General features: G+C 45.6%; 13 protein-coding genes. 5 read left to right on the forward strand and 8 right to left on the reverse strand.

Annotation, left to right across the window (positions count from 1 at the left end; all coding sequences use genetic code 11):
* Positions 1-203: 203 nt before the first annotated feature.
* Positions 204-923 (forward strand): methyltransferase, encoded by a 720-nt coding sequence (locus F0265_RS17545; protein ID WP_171749859.1) that lies wholly within the window; start codon positions 204-206, stop codon positions 921-923.
* A 90-nt stretch (positions 924-1,013) separates the two neighbouring features.
* The gene (srmB, locus tag F0265_RS17550; RefSeq protein WP_171749860.1) at positions 1,014-2,246 is read left to right on the forward strand and encodes an ATP-dependent RNA helicase SrmB; all 1,233 of its coding nucleotides are present in this window, start codon (positions 1,014-1,016) and stop codon (positions 2,244-2,246) included.
* Between the two features lie 268 nt (positions 2,247-2,514).
* On the opposite strand, the gene prfC is transcribed toward srmB, so the two are convergent.
* Positions 2,515-4,104, reverse strand: coding sequence for a peptide chain release factor 3 (gene prfC / locus F0265_RS17555; RefSeq protein ID WP_019274456.1), 1,590 nt, complete (start codon positions 4,102-4,104; stop codon positions 2,515-2,517).
* A 222-nt stretch (positions 4,105-4,326) separates the two neighbouring features.
* Here prfC and F0265_RS17560 point away from each other — a divergent pair, with 222 nt between their 5' ends.
* Entirely contained in the window at positions 4,327-6,378 is a 2,052-nt protein-coding gene (locus tag F0265_RS17560) for an EAL domain-containing protein (protein ID WP_021455782.1), read from the forward strand.
* A 1-nt stretch (position 6,379) separates the two neighbouring features.
* Here the strand turns inward: F0265_RS17560 and rimI are convergent, their stop codons facing one another.
* From rimI to rlmE, 6 genes are all read right to left on the reverse strand, one after another.
* A complete protein-coding gene (rimI, locus tag F0265_RS17565; RefSeq protein ID WP_171749861.1) occupies positions 6,380-6,820 on the reverse strand; it encodes a ribosomal protein S18-alanine N-acetyltransferase in 441 nt (146 codons plus the stop codon).
* 1 nt (position 6,821) lies between these two features.
* Positions 6,822-7,220: a DNA polymerase III subunit psi gene (locus F0265_RS17570; protein WP_171749934.1), complete on the reverse strand. Its 399-nt coding sequence runs from the start codon at positions 7,218-7,220 to the stop codon at positions 6,822-6,824.
* Positions 7,221-7,306: 86 nt separating this feature from the next.
* On the reverse strand, positions 7,307-8,647 hold the full coding sequence (gene glmM / locus F0265_RS17575) for a phosphoglucosamine mutase (RefSeq protein ID WP_021455779.1): 1,341 nt from the start codon (positions 8,645-8,647) through the stop codon (positions 7,307-7,309).
* A gap of 26 nt (positions 8,648-8,673) precedes the next feature.
* Positions 8,674-9,504 (reverse strand): dihydropteroate synthase, encoded by an 831-nt coding sequence (gene folP, locus F0265_RS17580; protein ID WP_171749862.1) that lies wholly within the window; start codon positions 9,502-9,504, stop codon positions 8,674-8,676.
* A 51-nt stretch (positions 9,505-9,555) separates the two neighbouring features.
* Positions 9,556-11,508, reverse strand: coding sequence for an ATP-dependent zinc metalloprotease FtsH (gene ftsH, locus F0265_RS17585; RefSeq protein WP_171749863.1), 1,953 nt, complete (start codon positions 11,506-11,508; stop codon positions 9,556-9,558).
* A 107-nt stretch (positions 11,509-11,615) separates the two neighbouring features.
* Positions 11,616-12,245, reverse strand: a complete 630-nt coding sequence (gene rlmE / locus F0265_RS17590) for a 23S rRNA (uridine(2552)-2'-O)-methyltransferase RlmE (protein ID WP_171749864.1) — start codon at positions 12,243-12,245, stop codon at positions 11,616-11,618.
* 113 nt (positions 12,246-12,358) lie between these two features.
* Here rlmE and yhbY point away from each other — a divergent pair, with 113 nt between their 5' ends.
* On the forward strand, positions 12,359-12,655 hold the full coding sequence (gene yhbY / locus F0265_RS17595) for a ribosome assembly RNA-binding protein YhbY (protein WP_006958071.1): 297 nt from the start codon (positions 12,359-12,361) through the stop codon (positions 12,653-12,655).
* 76 nt (positions 12,656-12,731) lie between these two features.
* Here yhbY and greA read toward each other — a convergent pair whose 3' ends face one another.
* Positions 12,732-13,205 carry a transcription elongation factor GreA gene (gene greA / locus F0265_RS17600; RefSeq protein ID WP_006958072.1) on the reverse strand — a complete coding sequence of 158 codons (474 nt, stop codon included), beginning with the start codon at positions 13,203-13,205 and terminating at the stop codon, positions 12,732-12,734.
* A gap of 526 nt (positions 13,206-13,731) precedes the next feature.
* Here greA and F0265_RS17605 point away from each other — a divergent pair.
* A complete protein-coding gene (locus tag F0265_RS17605; protein ID WP_171749865.1) occupies positions 13,732-14,784 on the forward strand; it encodes a porin in 1,053 nt (350 codons plus the stop codon).
* Positions 14,785-14,799: the final 15 nt, after the last annotated feature.

Below are 14,799 nucleotides of genomic sequence, written 5' to 3' on the forward strand. Positions count from 1 at the left end.
CTAACCGCAACCCTAGGGCAAAAAACACCATATAAATTTATACTTTCAATCAAAAACCAGTGATATCAACCATAACAATATAAATAGACAGTTTAATATCTGGATCAATAAATCAAACAAATGCAACATAGATAGAACAAAAGACCATACAAAGATCCAACAATAGACTTAATCACTCAATTAATAACCACATGCAGAACAAAATGAAAAACACCCAATCGAAGACAAAAGACTTTTCATTCAAGCAGTTTAAAATTGCTGGTGGTTACTCGGGTATGCCTGTCAGTACCGACGGCGTCTTACTCGGTGCGTGGTGCGACATTAAACAAGCGAATACCCTTTTAGATATTGGAACAGGCACAGGTTTGTTGGCTCTAATGTGTGCACAGCGAAACCCTGACTGTGTCATTGACGCGATCGACATTGATCAGCACGCGTTGCAGGCCGCGAAAGAAAACTTCACCTCTTCTCCTTGGTCTTCCCGGCTGTCACTACTGGAAGGCGACGTACTCAGCTTTCCATTCGAAACAAGCTATGACGCTATTGTATGTAATCCACCTTATTTCAATTCAGGGGAGCACGCTCAAAATCAGCAACGAGCTACTGCAAGGCATACCTTAACCTTGAGCCACGAAGCTTTGCTTGAACGATGCTTTAAGTTACTGAGCGCTGACGGCCAAGCTTGGTTTGTTCTTCCTGAAGCAGAAGGACGTATGTTTATTTCCTTGGCAGAAACACTTGGTTGGCACCTAGCTGGTCTATGTGAAGTACAGCCAACAGCCAAGAAACCCGTTAGCCGCTTGCTGATTCAACTTAGCCAACACGCATCAAACGCCAAGATAGAAAAGTTGATAATTCAAAAGGATAATGGCTACAGCGATGAATTCGTCGCATTAACTAAAGCGTTTTATTTAAAGATGTAGAAATTAAGGTGTGATCCTTATCACCGAACCCTCTATAATACGTCCCCTTAAATTTATCGTTCTCACTTACCAGCTTGTGGAGACACCAGAGTGATCAAAAATTTTGCTGAACTAGAGCTAGATGAAAACCTGCTCGTTGCAATCGAAGAAATGGGTTATACCCGCCCAACCCAGATCCAGGCCGAAGCAATTCCACAAGCTTTGGACGGCAGGGACATTCTCGCTTCTGCACCAACTGGTACAGGCAAAACCGCCGCTTTTGTTCTGCCAGCTCTACAATACTTGCAAGACTTCCCGCGTCGTAAACCGGGGCCGGCTCGTGTGCTGATCCTGACTCCTACTCGCGAGTTGGCAATGCAAGTCGCCGATCAAGCTCGAGCTCTCGCAAAAAACACCAATCTGAACATCTTCACCATCACTGGTGGTGTGCAGTATCAAGAACACGCCGATATTCTCGCTAAGACACAAGATATCGTTGTTGCAACGCCTGGTCGTTTGATGGAATACATCGAAGCGGAACGTTTTGACTGCCGTGCCATTGAATGGCTGATCCTTGATGAAGCAGATCGCATGCTCGACATGGGCTTTGGCCCGACAGTTGATCGCCTTTCTTCTGAATGTCGCTGGCGTAAACAAACGTTGCTTTTCTCTGCAACGCTGGAAGGCAAAGGCGTGGAAGGATTCACCGCGGATCTGCTTAAAGAACCTGCGGAGATCGACGCTGAACCATCTCGCCGCGAGCGCAAGAAAATTGCCCAGTGGTATCACCGTGCCGATGATATGGCGCATAAGCTGGCGCTATTGAAAACGATCATCAACGACCAAGCCGAGCGCTCTATTGTCTTTCTGAAAACTCGTGAACGATTAGCCGAGCTGCGCGTTGAACTGGAAAAAGCGCAAATTCCATGTGCTTGGATTCAAGGTGAAATGCCGCAAGATCGTCGTAACAATGCCATTGCGCGTTTTCGTGACGGTACAGTAAACGTACTTCTGGCAACAGACGTCGCTGCCCGTGGTATCGACTTACCAGATGTTAGCCATGTCATTAACTACGACATGCCACGCAGTGCAGATGTGTACCTCCACCGTATCGGCCGTACCGCCCGCGCAGGTAAAAAAGGCAATGCGATCTCTTTAGTTGAAGCCCATGACCAAACCATGATGGACCGCGTGGCTCGCTACGTAAAAGAAGAGATCAAAGAGCGCTTTATTAAAGAGCTTCGACCGAAACACAAAAAGCCAGTGTTTAAGAAGAAGAAAAAAGACGACAAGAAAAAAACAGCTTCTAAAGGCAAAAAGAAAGTCGCGAAGAAGAAAAAGTAGTGACAAGCTAACGATGTTGGAAGGGTTGATGTGAAAGCATCAACCCTTTTTAGTTTCAATCGGCTAAAAGAGCATCCTCATTACTAAAAACAAAAATACCGCCTTAGATAAAGGCGGTATTTTTTTAATAAAAGTTCTCGAAAGATCTTCTAAGTAGTTGGGGGAAGAACAAGGCAACAAGCAAATTCATTCCCATGAGCATAGCTAACTATGTGATTGGGGTGAATTTGTGCAGTTAACGCAGTGCTCCCCCCAAATACGACGAAGATTAGTGTTCGCGAGTAGCTCGGAACTCCACATCTGGAAAACGCTCTTTCGCCAGATTTAAGTTAACCATAGTTGGCGCAATGTACGTCAGGTTATCGCCACCATCTAGGGCTAGGTTGGTTTGGTTCTTACGCTGGAACTCATCCAGTTTCTTACCATCTTCACATTCCACCCAACGTGCGGTTGCAACGTTAACGCTCTCATAAATCGCTTCAACGTTGTACTCGGCTTTTAAACGCGCAACGACGACGTCAAACTGAAGCACACCTACCGCACCAACAATTAGGTCATTGTTTTGTAGTGGGCGGAATACCTGTACAGCCCCTTCTTCAGACAGCTGTACCAGACCTTTAAGCAACTGCTTTTGCTTCAATGGATCTCTTAGACGAATACGACGGAATAGCTCAGGCGCAAAGTTTGGAATACCTGCAAATTTCAGTGCTTCACCTTGAGTGAAGGTGTCACCAATCTGAATGGTGCCGTGGTTATGTAAGCCAATGATATCGCCCGCGTAAGCGTTTTCAGCACGAGAGCGGTCACCAGCCATAAAGGTTACCGCATCAGAGATATTGATCTGCTTGCCAAGGCGCACGTGGTTCATCTTCATACCCTGTGTGTAGGTACCAGATACAATACGCATGAAAGCAATACGGTCACGGTGTTTTGGATCCATGTTGGCCTGAATCTTAAATACGAAGCCAGAGAATTTCTCTTCATTCGCTTCAACTTGACGCTCATTTGCTTGACGCGGCATTGGCGCAGGCGCCCATTCCGTCAAACCGTCCAACATATGGTCAACACCAAAGTTACCCAGTGCGGTACCAAAGTATACTGGTGTCAGTTCACCAGCAAGGAACAACTCCTGATCAAACTCAGGACATGCACCAATTACAAGCTCTAGCTCTTCACGTAGCTGCTCCGCTAGCTCAGCACCAACAGCCTCATCAAGCTCAGGGTTATCTAGCCCCTTAACTACCAGCTTATCCTGGATTGTGTGGCCTTGACCTGTCGAATAGAGAATCGTTTCATCGCGATGGATGTGGTATACGCCTTTAAACTCTTTACCACAACCGATAGGCCAAGTAATCGGCGCGCAGGAAATGTTTAGCTCACTTTCAACTTCGTCCAATAACTCCATTGGGTCACGGATATCACGGTCAAGTTTGTTCATGAAGGTGACGATCGGCGTATCACGCAGACGGGTAACTTCCATCAGCTTACGTGTACGATCCTCAACACCTTTCGCGGCATCAATCACCATAAGGCAAGAGTCTACCGCCGTCAGAGTACGATAAGTATCTTCCGAGAAGTCTTCGTGTCCTGGTGTATCCAGCAGGTTAACTAGGCACTCGTTGTATGGAAACTGCATTACCGAGGTGGTTACCGAGATACCACGCTCTTTTTCCATTTCCATCCAGTCAGATTTTGCGTGCTGCGCAGAGCCACGACCTTTTACTGTACCGGCGGTTTGAATAGCGCGTCCAAAAAGTAATACTTTTTCAGTAATGGTGGTCTTACCCGCATCCGGGTGCGAGATGATAGCGAACGTTCTGCGCTTAGAAACTTCGCCCATAAATGCTGTATTTGACATCAAAGGATCTTCTTCGGTCTGAACGCCAGATTGTAGCCAAAATTGGTCATGGCCTATAAGCTGGCAGATTGATTCGGTTTTGCGCGGTATTCTCCCTTATATTGCTCTTTGGAGCAACAGAGGCAAATAAAACCTCAACAATTCACATCCAAACAAGATACAAATTAAAATATCAATAAATTTGGGCTATAACTAAAGGAGTAGAAGGAACCATATAAAATTATGCCTGCGAGCAAGAAAATAAATTCATTAGCATTCCGACAAGCGAAAACTGTTTTTTTAGTATCCGTGATACTAGGGATAATTTTCAGCTTGTATCAAATTTTGGTGGATCTTCATCAGGAGCAAAAGCGGATTGAAGAACACTACCAATTTAAGTTGCTACAAAATTATTCCAATGCCAGTCAGGCAGCCTATCACCTGAATCAGCTACTCGCTGAGCAGGTCGCATCCAGCCTGATGATGGATGGGGCTATCTATCAGGTTTCGATCGTTGATGACTTTGGAGACACCCTGACCGAGCGGGAGAGAGGTGTGTCGCTTGAAAGTTCGTTTACGGAGGCGTTGTCACGCTACCTGACGCCAACCACCCCCGTGTATAAAACCGAATTACATCAACCCAATTCCCACGTTGTCGTCGGGACACTGAGCTTCTCGGTCAATGGCGCCAATATCGCCAAGGACTTTATCGCCAAGACCAGTCAGATACTCCTGTTTGACCTGTTCCGAAATATCTTGCTGACGACGATCTTATTGCTGTTCTTCTACCAGAAGCTCTCGAAGCCACTGGTGACGTTGATTGACTGGGTTCGCTCACTACAAGATAAAAAAGCCGAAGTTCCGATGCCGAATTTGTACCGAGATGATGAACTCGGACACTTGGCGAAAACCTTCCATAATTTATGGAAAGACAGAGAAGCGGCAGAAGCAAAACTGAATCAATTGGCTTATTACGATTCGCTCACAGGCTTAGCCAACCGTAGTTTACTGCTGCAAATGCTAGAAGAAGCGATCGATAATGCCAACAAGACCAATACATCTGGTGTGCTTTTCTACCTCGATTTAGACCGTTTTAAAACGATTAACGATTCGTTGGGCCACACGATTGGCGATCATCTGATAAAAGCGATTTCTAAACGCATTGAGGCGTGGCTAATTGATGATTACACAGCGGCTCGCATCGGTGGTGATGAGTTTGCCATCTTGATGCCTTCGATCTCTGCGGATAAAGCTCATGAGACCGCTCAACAGCTTCTGGCTTTGATCTCTAACCCTTACTCCATTGATGATCACTTGCTGTACTGCACAACCAGTGTTGGTATCTCGGTATTCCCATCCGTGAACAGCACCAACATTGATGTGCTGCGTCAGGCGGACACGGCGTTGTATCGCGCTAAGGTGGCAGGCAGAAACAAATACATGTTTTATGAGCCTGAAATGCAGGCGCAGGTTGAGTCTTTCCTAGAGATAGAGAAAGGCTTGCATGAAGCACTCAATAAAGGTCAATTAGAGCTCTATTACCAGCCTCAGGTTAATGGCGCACAACAAATCGTTGGCGTTGAAGCATTGATCCGCTGGAACCATCCAGAGAAAGGCGTTTTACCTCCCGGCGTATTTATGCCAATTGCTGAAGAAACCGGACAGATCTTACAAATTGGTAACTGGATCATCGAGCAGGCCTGCTACCAATACTCACGCTGGCGCAAACAAGGCGTGCTTCCTGATACCTTCCGCCGCTTGGCCATCAACATCAGTCCGCTGCAATTCTCGCAGAACAGCTTCGTGGAACACATTCACGATGTCCTCGCTCAGGCAGACATTGACGGAGAACACATTGAACTGGAGATTACCGAGAATTTACTTTTAGAAAACGTAGAAAGTGCGATTCAGAGAATGAGTGAGCTTAAGCAGCACAACCTCAAAATCTCAATTGATGATTTTGGTACTGGTTATTCTTCACTTAGGTATCTAAAACACCTAGCAGTCGATGTACTTAAAATTGACCGCTCATTTGTCACCCAACTTCATTTGGATGAGAGTGACCAAGCGATCGTCGATACCATTATCATGACCGCACAACGGCTCAATCTGGAAGTCATAGCGGAAGGTGTGGAAGATGCGAACGAATTGAATACACTCAAACAACTCGGTTGTGATCAGTTCCAAGGCTATCTGTTCGACAAACCTTTGCCTGCTTCCGAATTGATTTCACGTTTTGAAGCAAATTTCTATCCGGTAGAAGGGTCTCCTACCATCAAAGCGGTACAGAAATAATCTAGAAGAAGATGTAACTCATGATAATGGCATCTTCTTTTCCGGTCGCCGTTGGGTAGTAGTTAACACGGCGATCAACCTCATTAAAACCTACCGCCTCATACAAGTTAGCCGCGCGAGTATTACTTTCCCTCACCTCTAACCACGCGCTTTCCGCTTTTAACTGTTCACACATAGTTAAAAACGACTCAATCAGTTGTTTGCCGTACCCTCTACCTTGCTGAGCGGGGTCGACGGCAATGTTCAGAAGAGTCACCTCACCCACTATATTCTGAGCATAAAAGTAACCAACCACCTTATCGTCATCCATCAACACATGATGGCACGCCCCTCTGCTTGTCACATCGCGAATCATCGTTTCTGACCAAGGGTGGGTATGAGCCTGAATTTCTATTGAATACACCGAATCTAGGTGTGCGTTTGCTAAAGGAAGTAATGTCATACTATTTTAAAGCTTGGATTTGCTGCCAAAGCGCGCGTTTGTGTTGCTGATTGCCGTCAATTTCACTTAGGCTTGGAGATTGAAGCGTTTTGAGACCAAGATCCATCTGGGCTTCACTGCCTGCAAACCAGATCCAGTCAACCTTAGTAGCGCTGAGTAAAACCAGATGTTCAGGGGCTAGATAACGAGTTTGATCCAACGTCAAATTGATCGTTTTTAAGATGTTCTCAAACAAAGTCGCAGTCACACCTGACGGTTTTTGAGGCGAAACCAAGAGCATTTTGCAGTCATCAGGCAAACGAATACCTTCAGCACTGTAGCCTTGCAATCTCTCTGGGTGAGTCAGCTCATAGGCTTGAATCCCCATTTCGTGTAAGTATGTAAGCTCTCGAGTCGACATCATTGGCAAATCGCTAGAATAAAAAAACGGTGCCATGCTATCACAAGCAGGCACCGCTATTATATGACTAAACGAAATGAAAGGCCCTAGAAGCTAGCTTTCACTGCGTCTGCAATTTTTAATGCTGATGATTTTACAAGCTCAGCGTCTTCACCTTCCACCATGACGCGGATTAGCGGTTCAGTACCTGATTTACGTAGTAGCACTCGACCTTTATCACCAAGTTCCGCTTCAACGGCAACGACAGAGGCTTTTACCGCTTCAGCTTCTAGTGGATTAGAATCCCCAGAAAAACGGACATTCTCCAGCACTTGAGGGTATAACGTCATACCTTGAGAGAGTTCATTCAGGGACATATCACTGCCAACCACTGAAGCTAAAACTTGCAGCGCTGCCACAATAGCATCTCCGGTCGTCACCTTATCAAGTAAGATCACATGGCCTGAATTTTCCGCACCGATCTTCCAGCCTTTTTCAAGCAGTTGCTCCATCACATAACGGTCACCTACTGCCGCACGAACAAAGGGTATACCTAATTGCTTGAGGCCATTTTCCATACCCAGGTTCGTCATCAGAGTTCCAACCACACCACCTTTCAGCTCACCGCGACGCAAGGCATCACGAGCGATGATGTAAGCAATCTGGTCGCCATCGACTTTATTACCAAGGTGATCGACCATAATGATGCGGTCACCATCGCCATCGAATGCCAGACCAAGATGAGCTTGCTCTTCCACGACTCGTTGCTGTAGCGCTTTAACATCCGTCGCACCCACTTCGTGGTTAATATTCGTGCCGTTAGGTTCAATACCCATAGCAATAACATCCGCGCCTAGCTCGCTAAAAACAGCTGGAGCAATGTGGTAAGTCGCTCCATGCGCACAGTCCACCACAATTTTCAATCCAGCAAGGCTCAACTCAGAAGGATATGTGCTTTTACAAAACTCGATGTAACGACCAGCAGCATCATCAAGACGACTGGCTTTGCCCAACAATGAAGACTCGACACATTCAATGTCTTTATCAAGTTCCGCTTCAATCGCGAGTTCGATATCGTCAGGAAGCTTAGTACCTTCCGAAGAAAAGAACTTAATGCCGTTATCGTAGTAAGGGTTATGAGAAGCCGAAATCACAATGCCAGCTTCTGCGCGGAATGTCTGGGTCAGGTAAGCCACTGCTGGTGTTGGCATTGGACCAGTAAAGGTAGCTTTCAAGCCAGCGGCAGCAAGGCCTGCCTCAAGTGCAGACTCCAGCATGTAGCCAGAAATACGGGTATCTTTACCGATAATTACTTTTTTGGTGCCCTGCTTTGCCAGAACACGTCCTGCTGCCCAACCAAGCTTAAGTACAAAATCAGGTGTAATTGGGTACTGACCCACTTTTCCTCGTACACCGTCGGTACCAAAATAACGTCTTTTATCAGACATAATTATTCCTTTTTATAATCTATTTCTCAGTGGTTACTTTGCACCATAGAGACAATCTTTACAGCATCAAGCGTTTGTTCAAAGTCGTGAACTCGGATGATCTGAGCACCTTTCATTGCAGCAATTGTCGCGCAGCTGACACTAGCGGCAACACACTCGGCAGGCGCTTTATCCAGCAACTTAAACAACATCGATTTACGAGACATACCAGCCAGAAGCGGTAAACCAAATTGATGAAATTGCTCAAGGTGAGCCAACATGTGATAGTTGTGCTCAAGCGTTTTTCCAAAACCAAAGCCCGGGTCAAGGATCAACTGACTCTTTTTCATCCCTTTGGCTTCACATGCTTGTACTCTTTCTTGCAGGAATTCACCGACTTCTTTAAGTAAATCGTCGTAATGAGGATTTGCCTGCATGGTTCTTGGCTGTCCTTGCATGTGCATCAGACACACCGGCAACCCCGATTCTGCAGCAACCTCAAGCGCACCTGGCTCTTGCAGTGCCCGAACATCATTAATAATGTCCGCACCCGCTTCAACGGCCTGACGCATGACTTCGGCTTTGCTGGTGTCAATTGAAATCCATACGTCAAAGCGTTCACGAATCGCTTTGATCACCGGAATCACCCGACTAAGCTCTTCTTCCAAAGCCACATCAGGTGCACCAGGGCGAGTCGACTCGCCGCCGATGTCGATAATACTAACGCCTGCGTTAATCATCTTTTCTACCTGAATCATCGCATTCTCTAGTGAATTGTATTTTCCACCATCAGAGAACGAGTCAGGCGTGACGTTGAGAATACCCATAACTTGAGGCGTTGATAAGTCGAGGGATTTATTATTTGCTGTAATAATCATAAAAAATACAAAAACCCCGAGTTTCCTCGGGGTTTATTTTATTGGTTAGCGTTATTCAGAATCTTTCTTTTCTGTCGTCTGCTCTTCGGTAGACTCAGAGGAAGAAGCGGATTCTTCTTTCACAGGCTCAGCTTTCGCTTCTGGTTGCTCTGCTTTAGCTTCCGGCTTGCTGTCGGAGTTATCACCCCAGCCCGCTGGCTCACGAATATCTGATTTGCGATCCATCAGGTCATCAATTTGACCTGCATCGATGGTTTCGTACTTCATCAACGCATCTTTCATTGCATGCATGATATCCATGTTGTCTTCAAGGATCTCTTTTGCACGCGCGTAGTTGCGGTCAATGATCTTACGTACTTCGTCATCAATCAGCTTGGCGGTATCGTCAGACATGTGTTTAGTCTGAGTTACGCTACGACCCAAGAACACTTCACCTTCTTCTTCTGCATAAAGAAGTGGACCCAGTTTCTCTGAGAAGCCCCATTGAGTCACCATCTTACGCGCAATATCAGTTGCACGTTCGATATCGTTAGAGGCACCGGTCGATACTTTGTCTGCACCGTAGATAAGCTCTTCAGCAAGACGGCCGCCGTACAGGCTAGAGACCATAGACTCAAGGTGCTGACGCGACATGCTCACGCGGTCTTGCTCTGGCAAATACATCGTCACACCCAACGCACGACCACGTGGAATGATAGAAACTTTGTAAACTGGATCATGTTCAGGAACCAAACGACCAACGATCGCGTGGCCTGCTTCATGGTAAGCCGTTGACTCTTTCGTTTCTTCAGACATCACCATAGAACGGCGCTCAGCACCCATCATGATCTTGTCTTTGGCCAGTTCAAACTCGACCATAGAAACGTTACGCTTATTACCACGCGCAGCAAACAATGCCGCCTCGTTTACTAGGTTAGCCAAGTCAGCACCAGAGAAGCCTGGTGTACCACGAGCAATTAGAGATGGTTCTACATCACCGGCTAGTGGCACTTTACGCATATGAACTTTAAGAATCTGCTCACGACCACGAACGTCTGGTAGACCAACCACAACCTGACGGTCAAAACGACCAGGACGAAGTAGCGCTGGGTCAAGAACGTCAGGGCGGTTAGTTGCCGCAATCACGATGATGCCTTCGTTACCTTCGAAACCATCCATCTCAACGAGCATTTGGTTCAGTGTTTGTTCACGTTCATCGTGACCACCACCAACACCCGCACCACGTTGACGACCTACTGCATCAATCTCATCGATAAAGATAATACAAGGGGCAGCTTTCTTTGCTTGCTCGAACATGTCACGTACACGAGATGCACCCACACCTACAAACATTTCAACGAAGTCAGAACCTGAAATAGTAAAGAAGGGTACCTTCGCTTCACCAGCAATCGCTTTAGCAAGCAGCGTTTTACCCGTACCAGGAGGACCAACCATCAGAACACCAGTTGGGATTTTACCGCCCAGTTTCTGGAAGCGGCTAGGATCACGCAGGTAATCAACCAGTTCTTTTACGTCTTCTTTCGCTTCATCACACCCAGCAACATCACCGAATGTGGTTTTGATTTGTTCTTCGCTCATCATGCGAGCTTTGCTCTTACCGAAAGACATAGCGCCTTTACCGCCGCCGCCTTGCATTTGACGCATGAAGAAAATCCATACACCAATCAGTAAGATCATTGGGAACCAAGAAATGAAGATAGTACCAAGTAAGCTCTGCTCTTCCGGCGGAGTACCTTGCACTTTCACATTCTGGTTAATCATGTCATCCAGTAGTTTCTGGTCATAGACCGGCATGTAAGTAACATAACGCGAGCCACCGCCACGACGAGTGAAAGTGATTTCCTCGCCCTTAAATGTTGCTTCCTGAATCTGGCCTTGGCCAACTTCCTGTACAAACGTGGTGTAATCAACCGCTCTGCCGTTACTTTCCCCAGGGCCAAAGCTCTGGAAAACCGACATCAAGACTACGGCGATCACAAGCCACAGAATTAAATTTTTTGCCATGTCACTCAAGGTGTCAGCCTCGCGATAACTAATTGTAATTAAAGGTAGGGTACTACAGTTTGTTGACTGTAGCTACAGTGTTAACTGCCGCTCGATTGAGCAAATAGTTAACCTTTGTAACCAGTGGCTACAATAAAAACTTCTCGGGAACGAGCCCTTGAAGAATCAGGTTTACGGATTTTCACGACTTTGAACATGTCACGAACGTCTTTTACGTATTGATCGAAGCCTTCGCCCTGAAATACTTTCACAACAAAACTACCATTGGGCGCAAGAACTTGTCGACACATATCTAAAGCTAATTCGACCAAATACATTGCACGTGGCTGATCGACCGAATTGTTGCCTGCTATATTAGGCGCCATATCAGACATCACCACATTCACCATAGAAGGTTGAATTCGATCCAGCAAAGCTTCAAGCACAGCGTCTTCACGGAAGTCACCTTGTAGAAAGCTCACGCCAGCAATTGGATCCATCGGAAGTAAATCACACGCGATGATTTTACCTTCGCCTCCTACTATCTTAGCAGCATATTGAGACCAACCACCGGGAGCCGCACCTAAATCGACGACAGTCATCCCAGGTTTCAATAGTTTGTCTTTGGTTTGAATCTCTTCCATCTTGAAGTAAGCACGAGAACGATAGCCCTTTTTACGCGCTTCATTGGCGAACTTATCGTCAAAATGTTCTTTCAACCAACGGCCTGAGCTCGCCGAATGTTTTTGTTTACTCATTCGATTCCTAACTAATAGAGGGACCAACTTGCCCAATAAATTATAGTCTTCAAGGGTAGATGGCGTTAAAATGGTATTTTTCAACCCTTATAGTAAAGAAAATTGGCCGCGTAATGAACCTAAGCACCAAACAAAAGCAGCATCTAAAAGGCCTAGCGCACAGTCTAAAACCTGTTGTGCTTATGGGCGCAAATGGACTAACTGAGGCTGTTCTAGCGGAAATAGAAATCGCTCTTAATCACCATGAACTGATTAAAGTGAAAGTTGCCTCTGAAGATCGCGAAACGAAAAACCTGATTATTGAAGCTATCGTACGCGAAACTGGCGCAGAAAAAGTACAAGTGATCGGTAAAACACTGGTTATGTACCGTCAGACTGAAGAGCGTAAAATCGAGTTGCCACGTAAATAAGCAAACCTCGGTTTCAATGCTATAAAAAAGGTCGCACTATGCGACCTTTTTGGTTTCTCAAATAGTCAATCTACGACTAAACGTATTCTACACTGTCAATTTCAAAGTCACGATCGCCGCCTGGTGTAGAAATCACCACTTCATCGCCTTCCATCTTGCCAACCAAGCCACGAGCGATTGGCGAGCTAACAGAAATACGGCCAGCTTTGATATCCGCTTCATCGTCGCCGACGATTTGGTAGGTTTTCTCTTCTTCGGTATCACAGTCAATCAAAGTGACGGTTGAACCAAAGATGACCTTGCCTGAATTATCCATCTTAGTAACGTCAATAACCTGAGCTACAGATAGCTTGTACTCAATATCACGGATCTGAGCTTCGCAAATACCCTGCTCTTCACGTGCGGCATGATATTCAGCATTCTCTTTCAGATCGCCTAATTCACGCGCTTCCGCAATAGCTTCAGAAATCTGTGGGCGAAGCTTTAGTAGTCGGTCTAATTCTTCACGCAGCTTTTGTTCGCCACGCACTGTCATTGGGACTTTTTCCATTGTTTACCTCATTGCCAAAGCTATCTTTGGACAAAACAAAACTACCCAATCCGGTGGATTAGGTAGTGAGTTAACTAATCAATTTCCTTTAGTGTAAACAAAGTTAGCGAGTAAATCATCTGAATTCAATATTCGATATTTTTGCGTCTTATATATGATAGTTCAATCAACTAAATTGCCTTCTCAAGTCTTTTTATAGTTAACCCATTGAATAAAAAGATCTAAATAATAGAAACATAAACAAACGATAAAAAAGCAACATGAACCCTTTAAAAACAAACAGTTGAGTATTTTTTACATTAAATAAAACAGTGTTCATTAGTCCGATTTATATCATTTTACTAACTCATCGAGGAACTTTGGCGGTACAACAATGCTCACCAAATGCTCTATGACACTCAATGTGTGTGACGTTTCTTATTGATTATGCACTTGAAACCATAGAACGGAAGAAAGAGAAAGGCGAAGCCATGGCGGAGCGTTTTCTCAAAAAACTATTTATGGACAGTAAATTAGGACTTATAAGATGAACAAAACTCTGATCGCTCTAGCAGTTTCTGCAGCAGCAGTGGCAACTGGCGCAAACGCGGCGGAAATCTACAACCAAGACGGTAACACTATCGAAATGGGTGGTCGCGCGGAAGCACGTCTAGCTCTTAAAGATGGCAAAGCAGAAGACAACTCTCGCGTACGTCTAAACTTCCTAGGTACAGCTCAGATCACTGACAGCCTATACGGTGTGGGTTTCTACGAAGGTGAGTTCACTACTAATGACAACGGCGGTGCTACAGATGGCAACAACAGCTCATCTGATCTAACTAACCGTTACCTATACGGTGGTATCGGCGGTGCTTTCGGTGAAGTAACTTACGGTAAGAACGACGGTGCGCTAGGTGTTATCACTGATTTCACTGATATCATGGCTTACCACGGTAACTCTGCAGCGTACAAAATCGCAATTGCTGACCGTTCAGACAACATGATCTCTTACAAAGGCCAATTTTCTGACCTTGGTGTAAAAGCTAGCTACCGATTCTCAGACATTGATACAACATCTGGTTCTGGCTCAAGCGACATCTCTGACAACGATGCTGACGGTTACTCTCTATCTGCAATCTACGCTATCGGCGAAACTGGCGTTAAGCTAGGTGCAGGTTATGCAGATGGAAACGAAATCGTTAGCAATGTAGTAACAGAACGTAACCAGTACATGTTAGCGGCTTCTTACACAATCAACGATCTGTACTTCGCTGGTACATTTGTTGACGGTGAAGATCAAGAAAAAGGTTCTAGCTCAACAACTGATAAGACAGGTTACGAACTAGCAGCAGCTTACACTATGGGCCAGACTGTATTCACAACCACATACAACACGTTGGAAGCAAAGACCTCAGGTACTAAGTACGATTCTGCCGATAATATCGCAGTTGATGCAACTTACTACTTTAAGCCTAACTTCCGTGGCTACGTATCGTACAACTTTAACCTACTTGACCAAAACGACAAGACTGCAACAGGTACTGTTGGCAAGCTAGGTTCTGAAGACGAGCTAGCTCTAGGTCTACGTTACGACTTCTAATTTGTGACTTAATGT

This window comes from Vibrio sp. RE88 (assembly GCF_013113835.1).
Classification (GTDB): Bacteria; Pseudomonadota; Gammaproteobacteria; order Enterobacterales; family Vibrionaceae; genus Vibrio.

Coding starts and splice junctions, on each gene's coding strand:
- F0265_RS17570 (WP_171749934.1), bottom strand. CDS start 7,220: ATGTCGACTCGAGAGCTTACATACTTACACGAAATGGGGATTCAAGCC.
- greA (WP_006958072.1), bottom strand. CDS start 13,205: ATGGAAAAAGTCCCAATGACAGTGCGTGGCGAACAAAAGCTGCGTGAA.
- F0265_RS17605 (WP_171749865.1), top strand. CDS start 13,732: ATGAACAAAACTCTGATCGCTCTAGCAGTTTCTGCAGCAGCAGTGGCA.
- ftsH (WP_171749863.1), bottom strand. CDS start 11,508: ATGGCAAAAAATTTAATTCTGTGGCTTGTGATCGCCGTAGTCTTGATG.
- rlmE (WP_171749864.1), bottom strand. CDS start 12,245: ATGAGTAAACAAAAACATTCGGCGAGCTCAGGCCGTTGGTTGAAAGAA.
- yhbY (WP_006958071.1), top strand. CDS start 12,359: ATGAACCTAAGCACCAAACAAAAGCAGCATCTAAAAGGCCTAGCGCAC.
- prfC (WP_019274456.1), bottom strand. CDS start 4,104: ATGTCAAATACAGCATTTATGGGCGAAGTTTCTAAGCGCAGAACGTTC.
- F0265_RS17545 (WP_171749859.1), top strand. CDS start 204: ATGAAAAACACCCAATCGAAGACAAAAGACTTTTCATTCAAGCAGTTT.
- F0265_RS17560 (WP_021455782.1), top strand. CDS start 4,327: ATGCCTGCGAGCAAGAAAATAAATTCATTAGCATTCCGACAAGCGAAA.
- folP (WP_171749862.1), bottom strand. CDS start 9,504: ATGATTATTACAGCAAATAATAAATCCCTCGACTTATCAACGCCTCAA.
- glmM (WP_021455779.1), bottom strand. CDS start 8,647: ATGTCTGATAAAAGACGTTATTTTGGTACCGACGGTGTACGAGGAAAA.
- rimI (WP_171749861.1), bottom strand. CDS start 6,820: ATGACATTACTTCCTTTAGCAAACGCACACCTAGATTCGGTGTATTCA.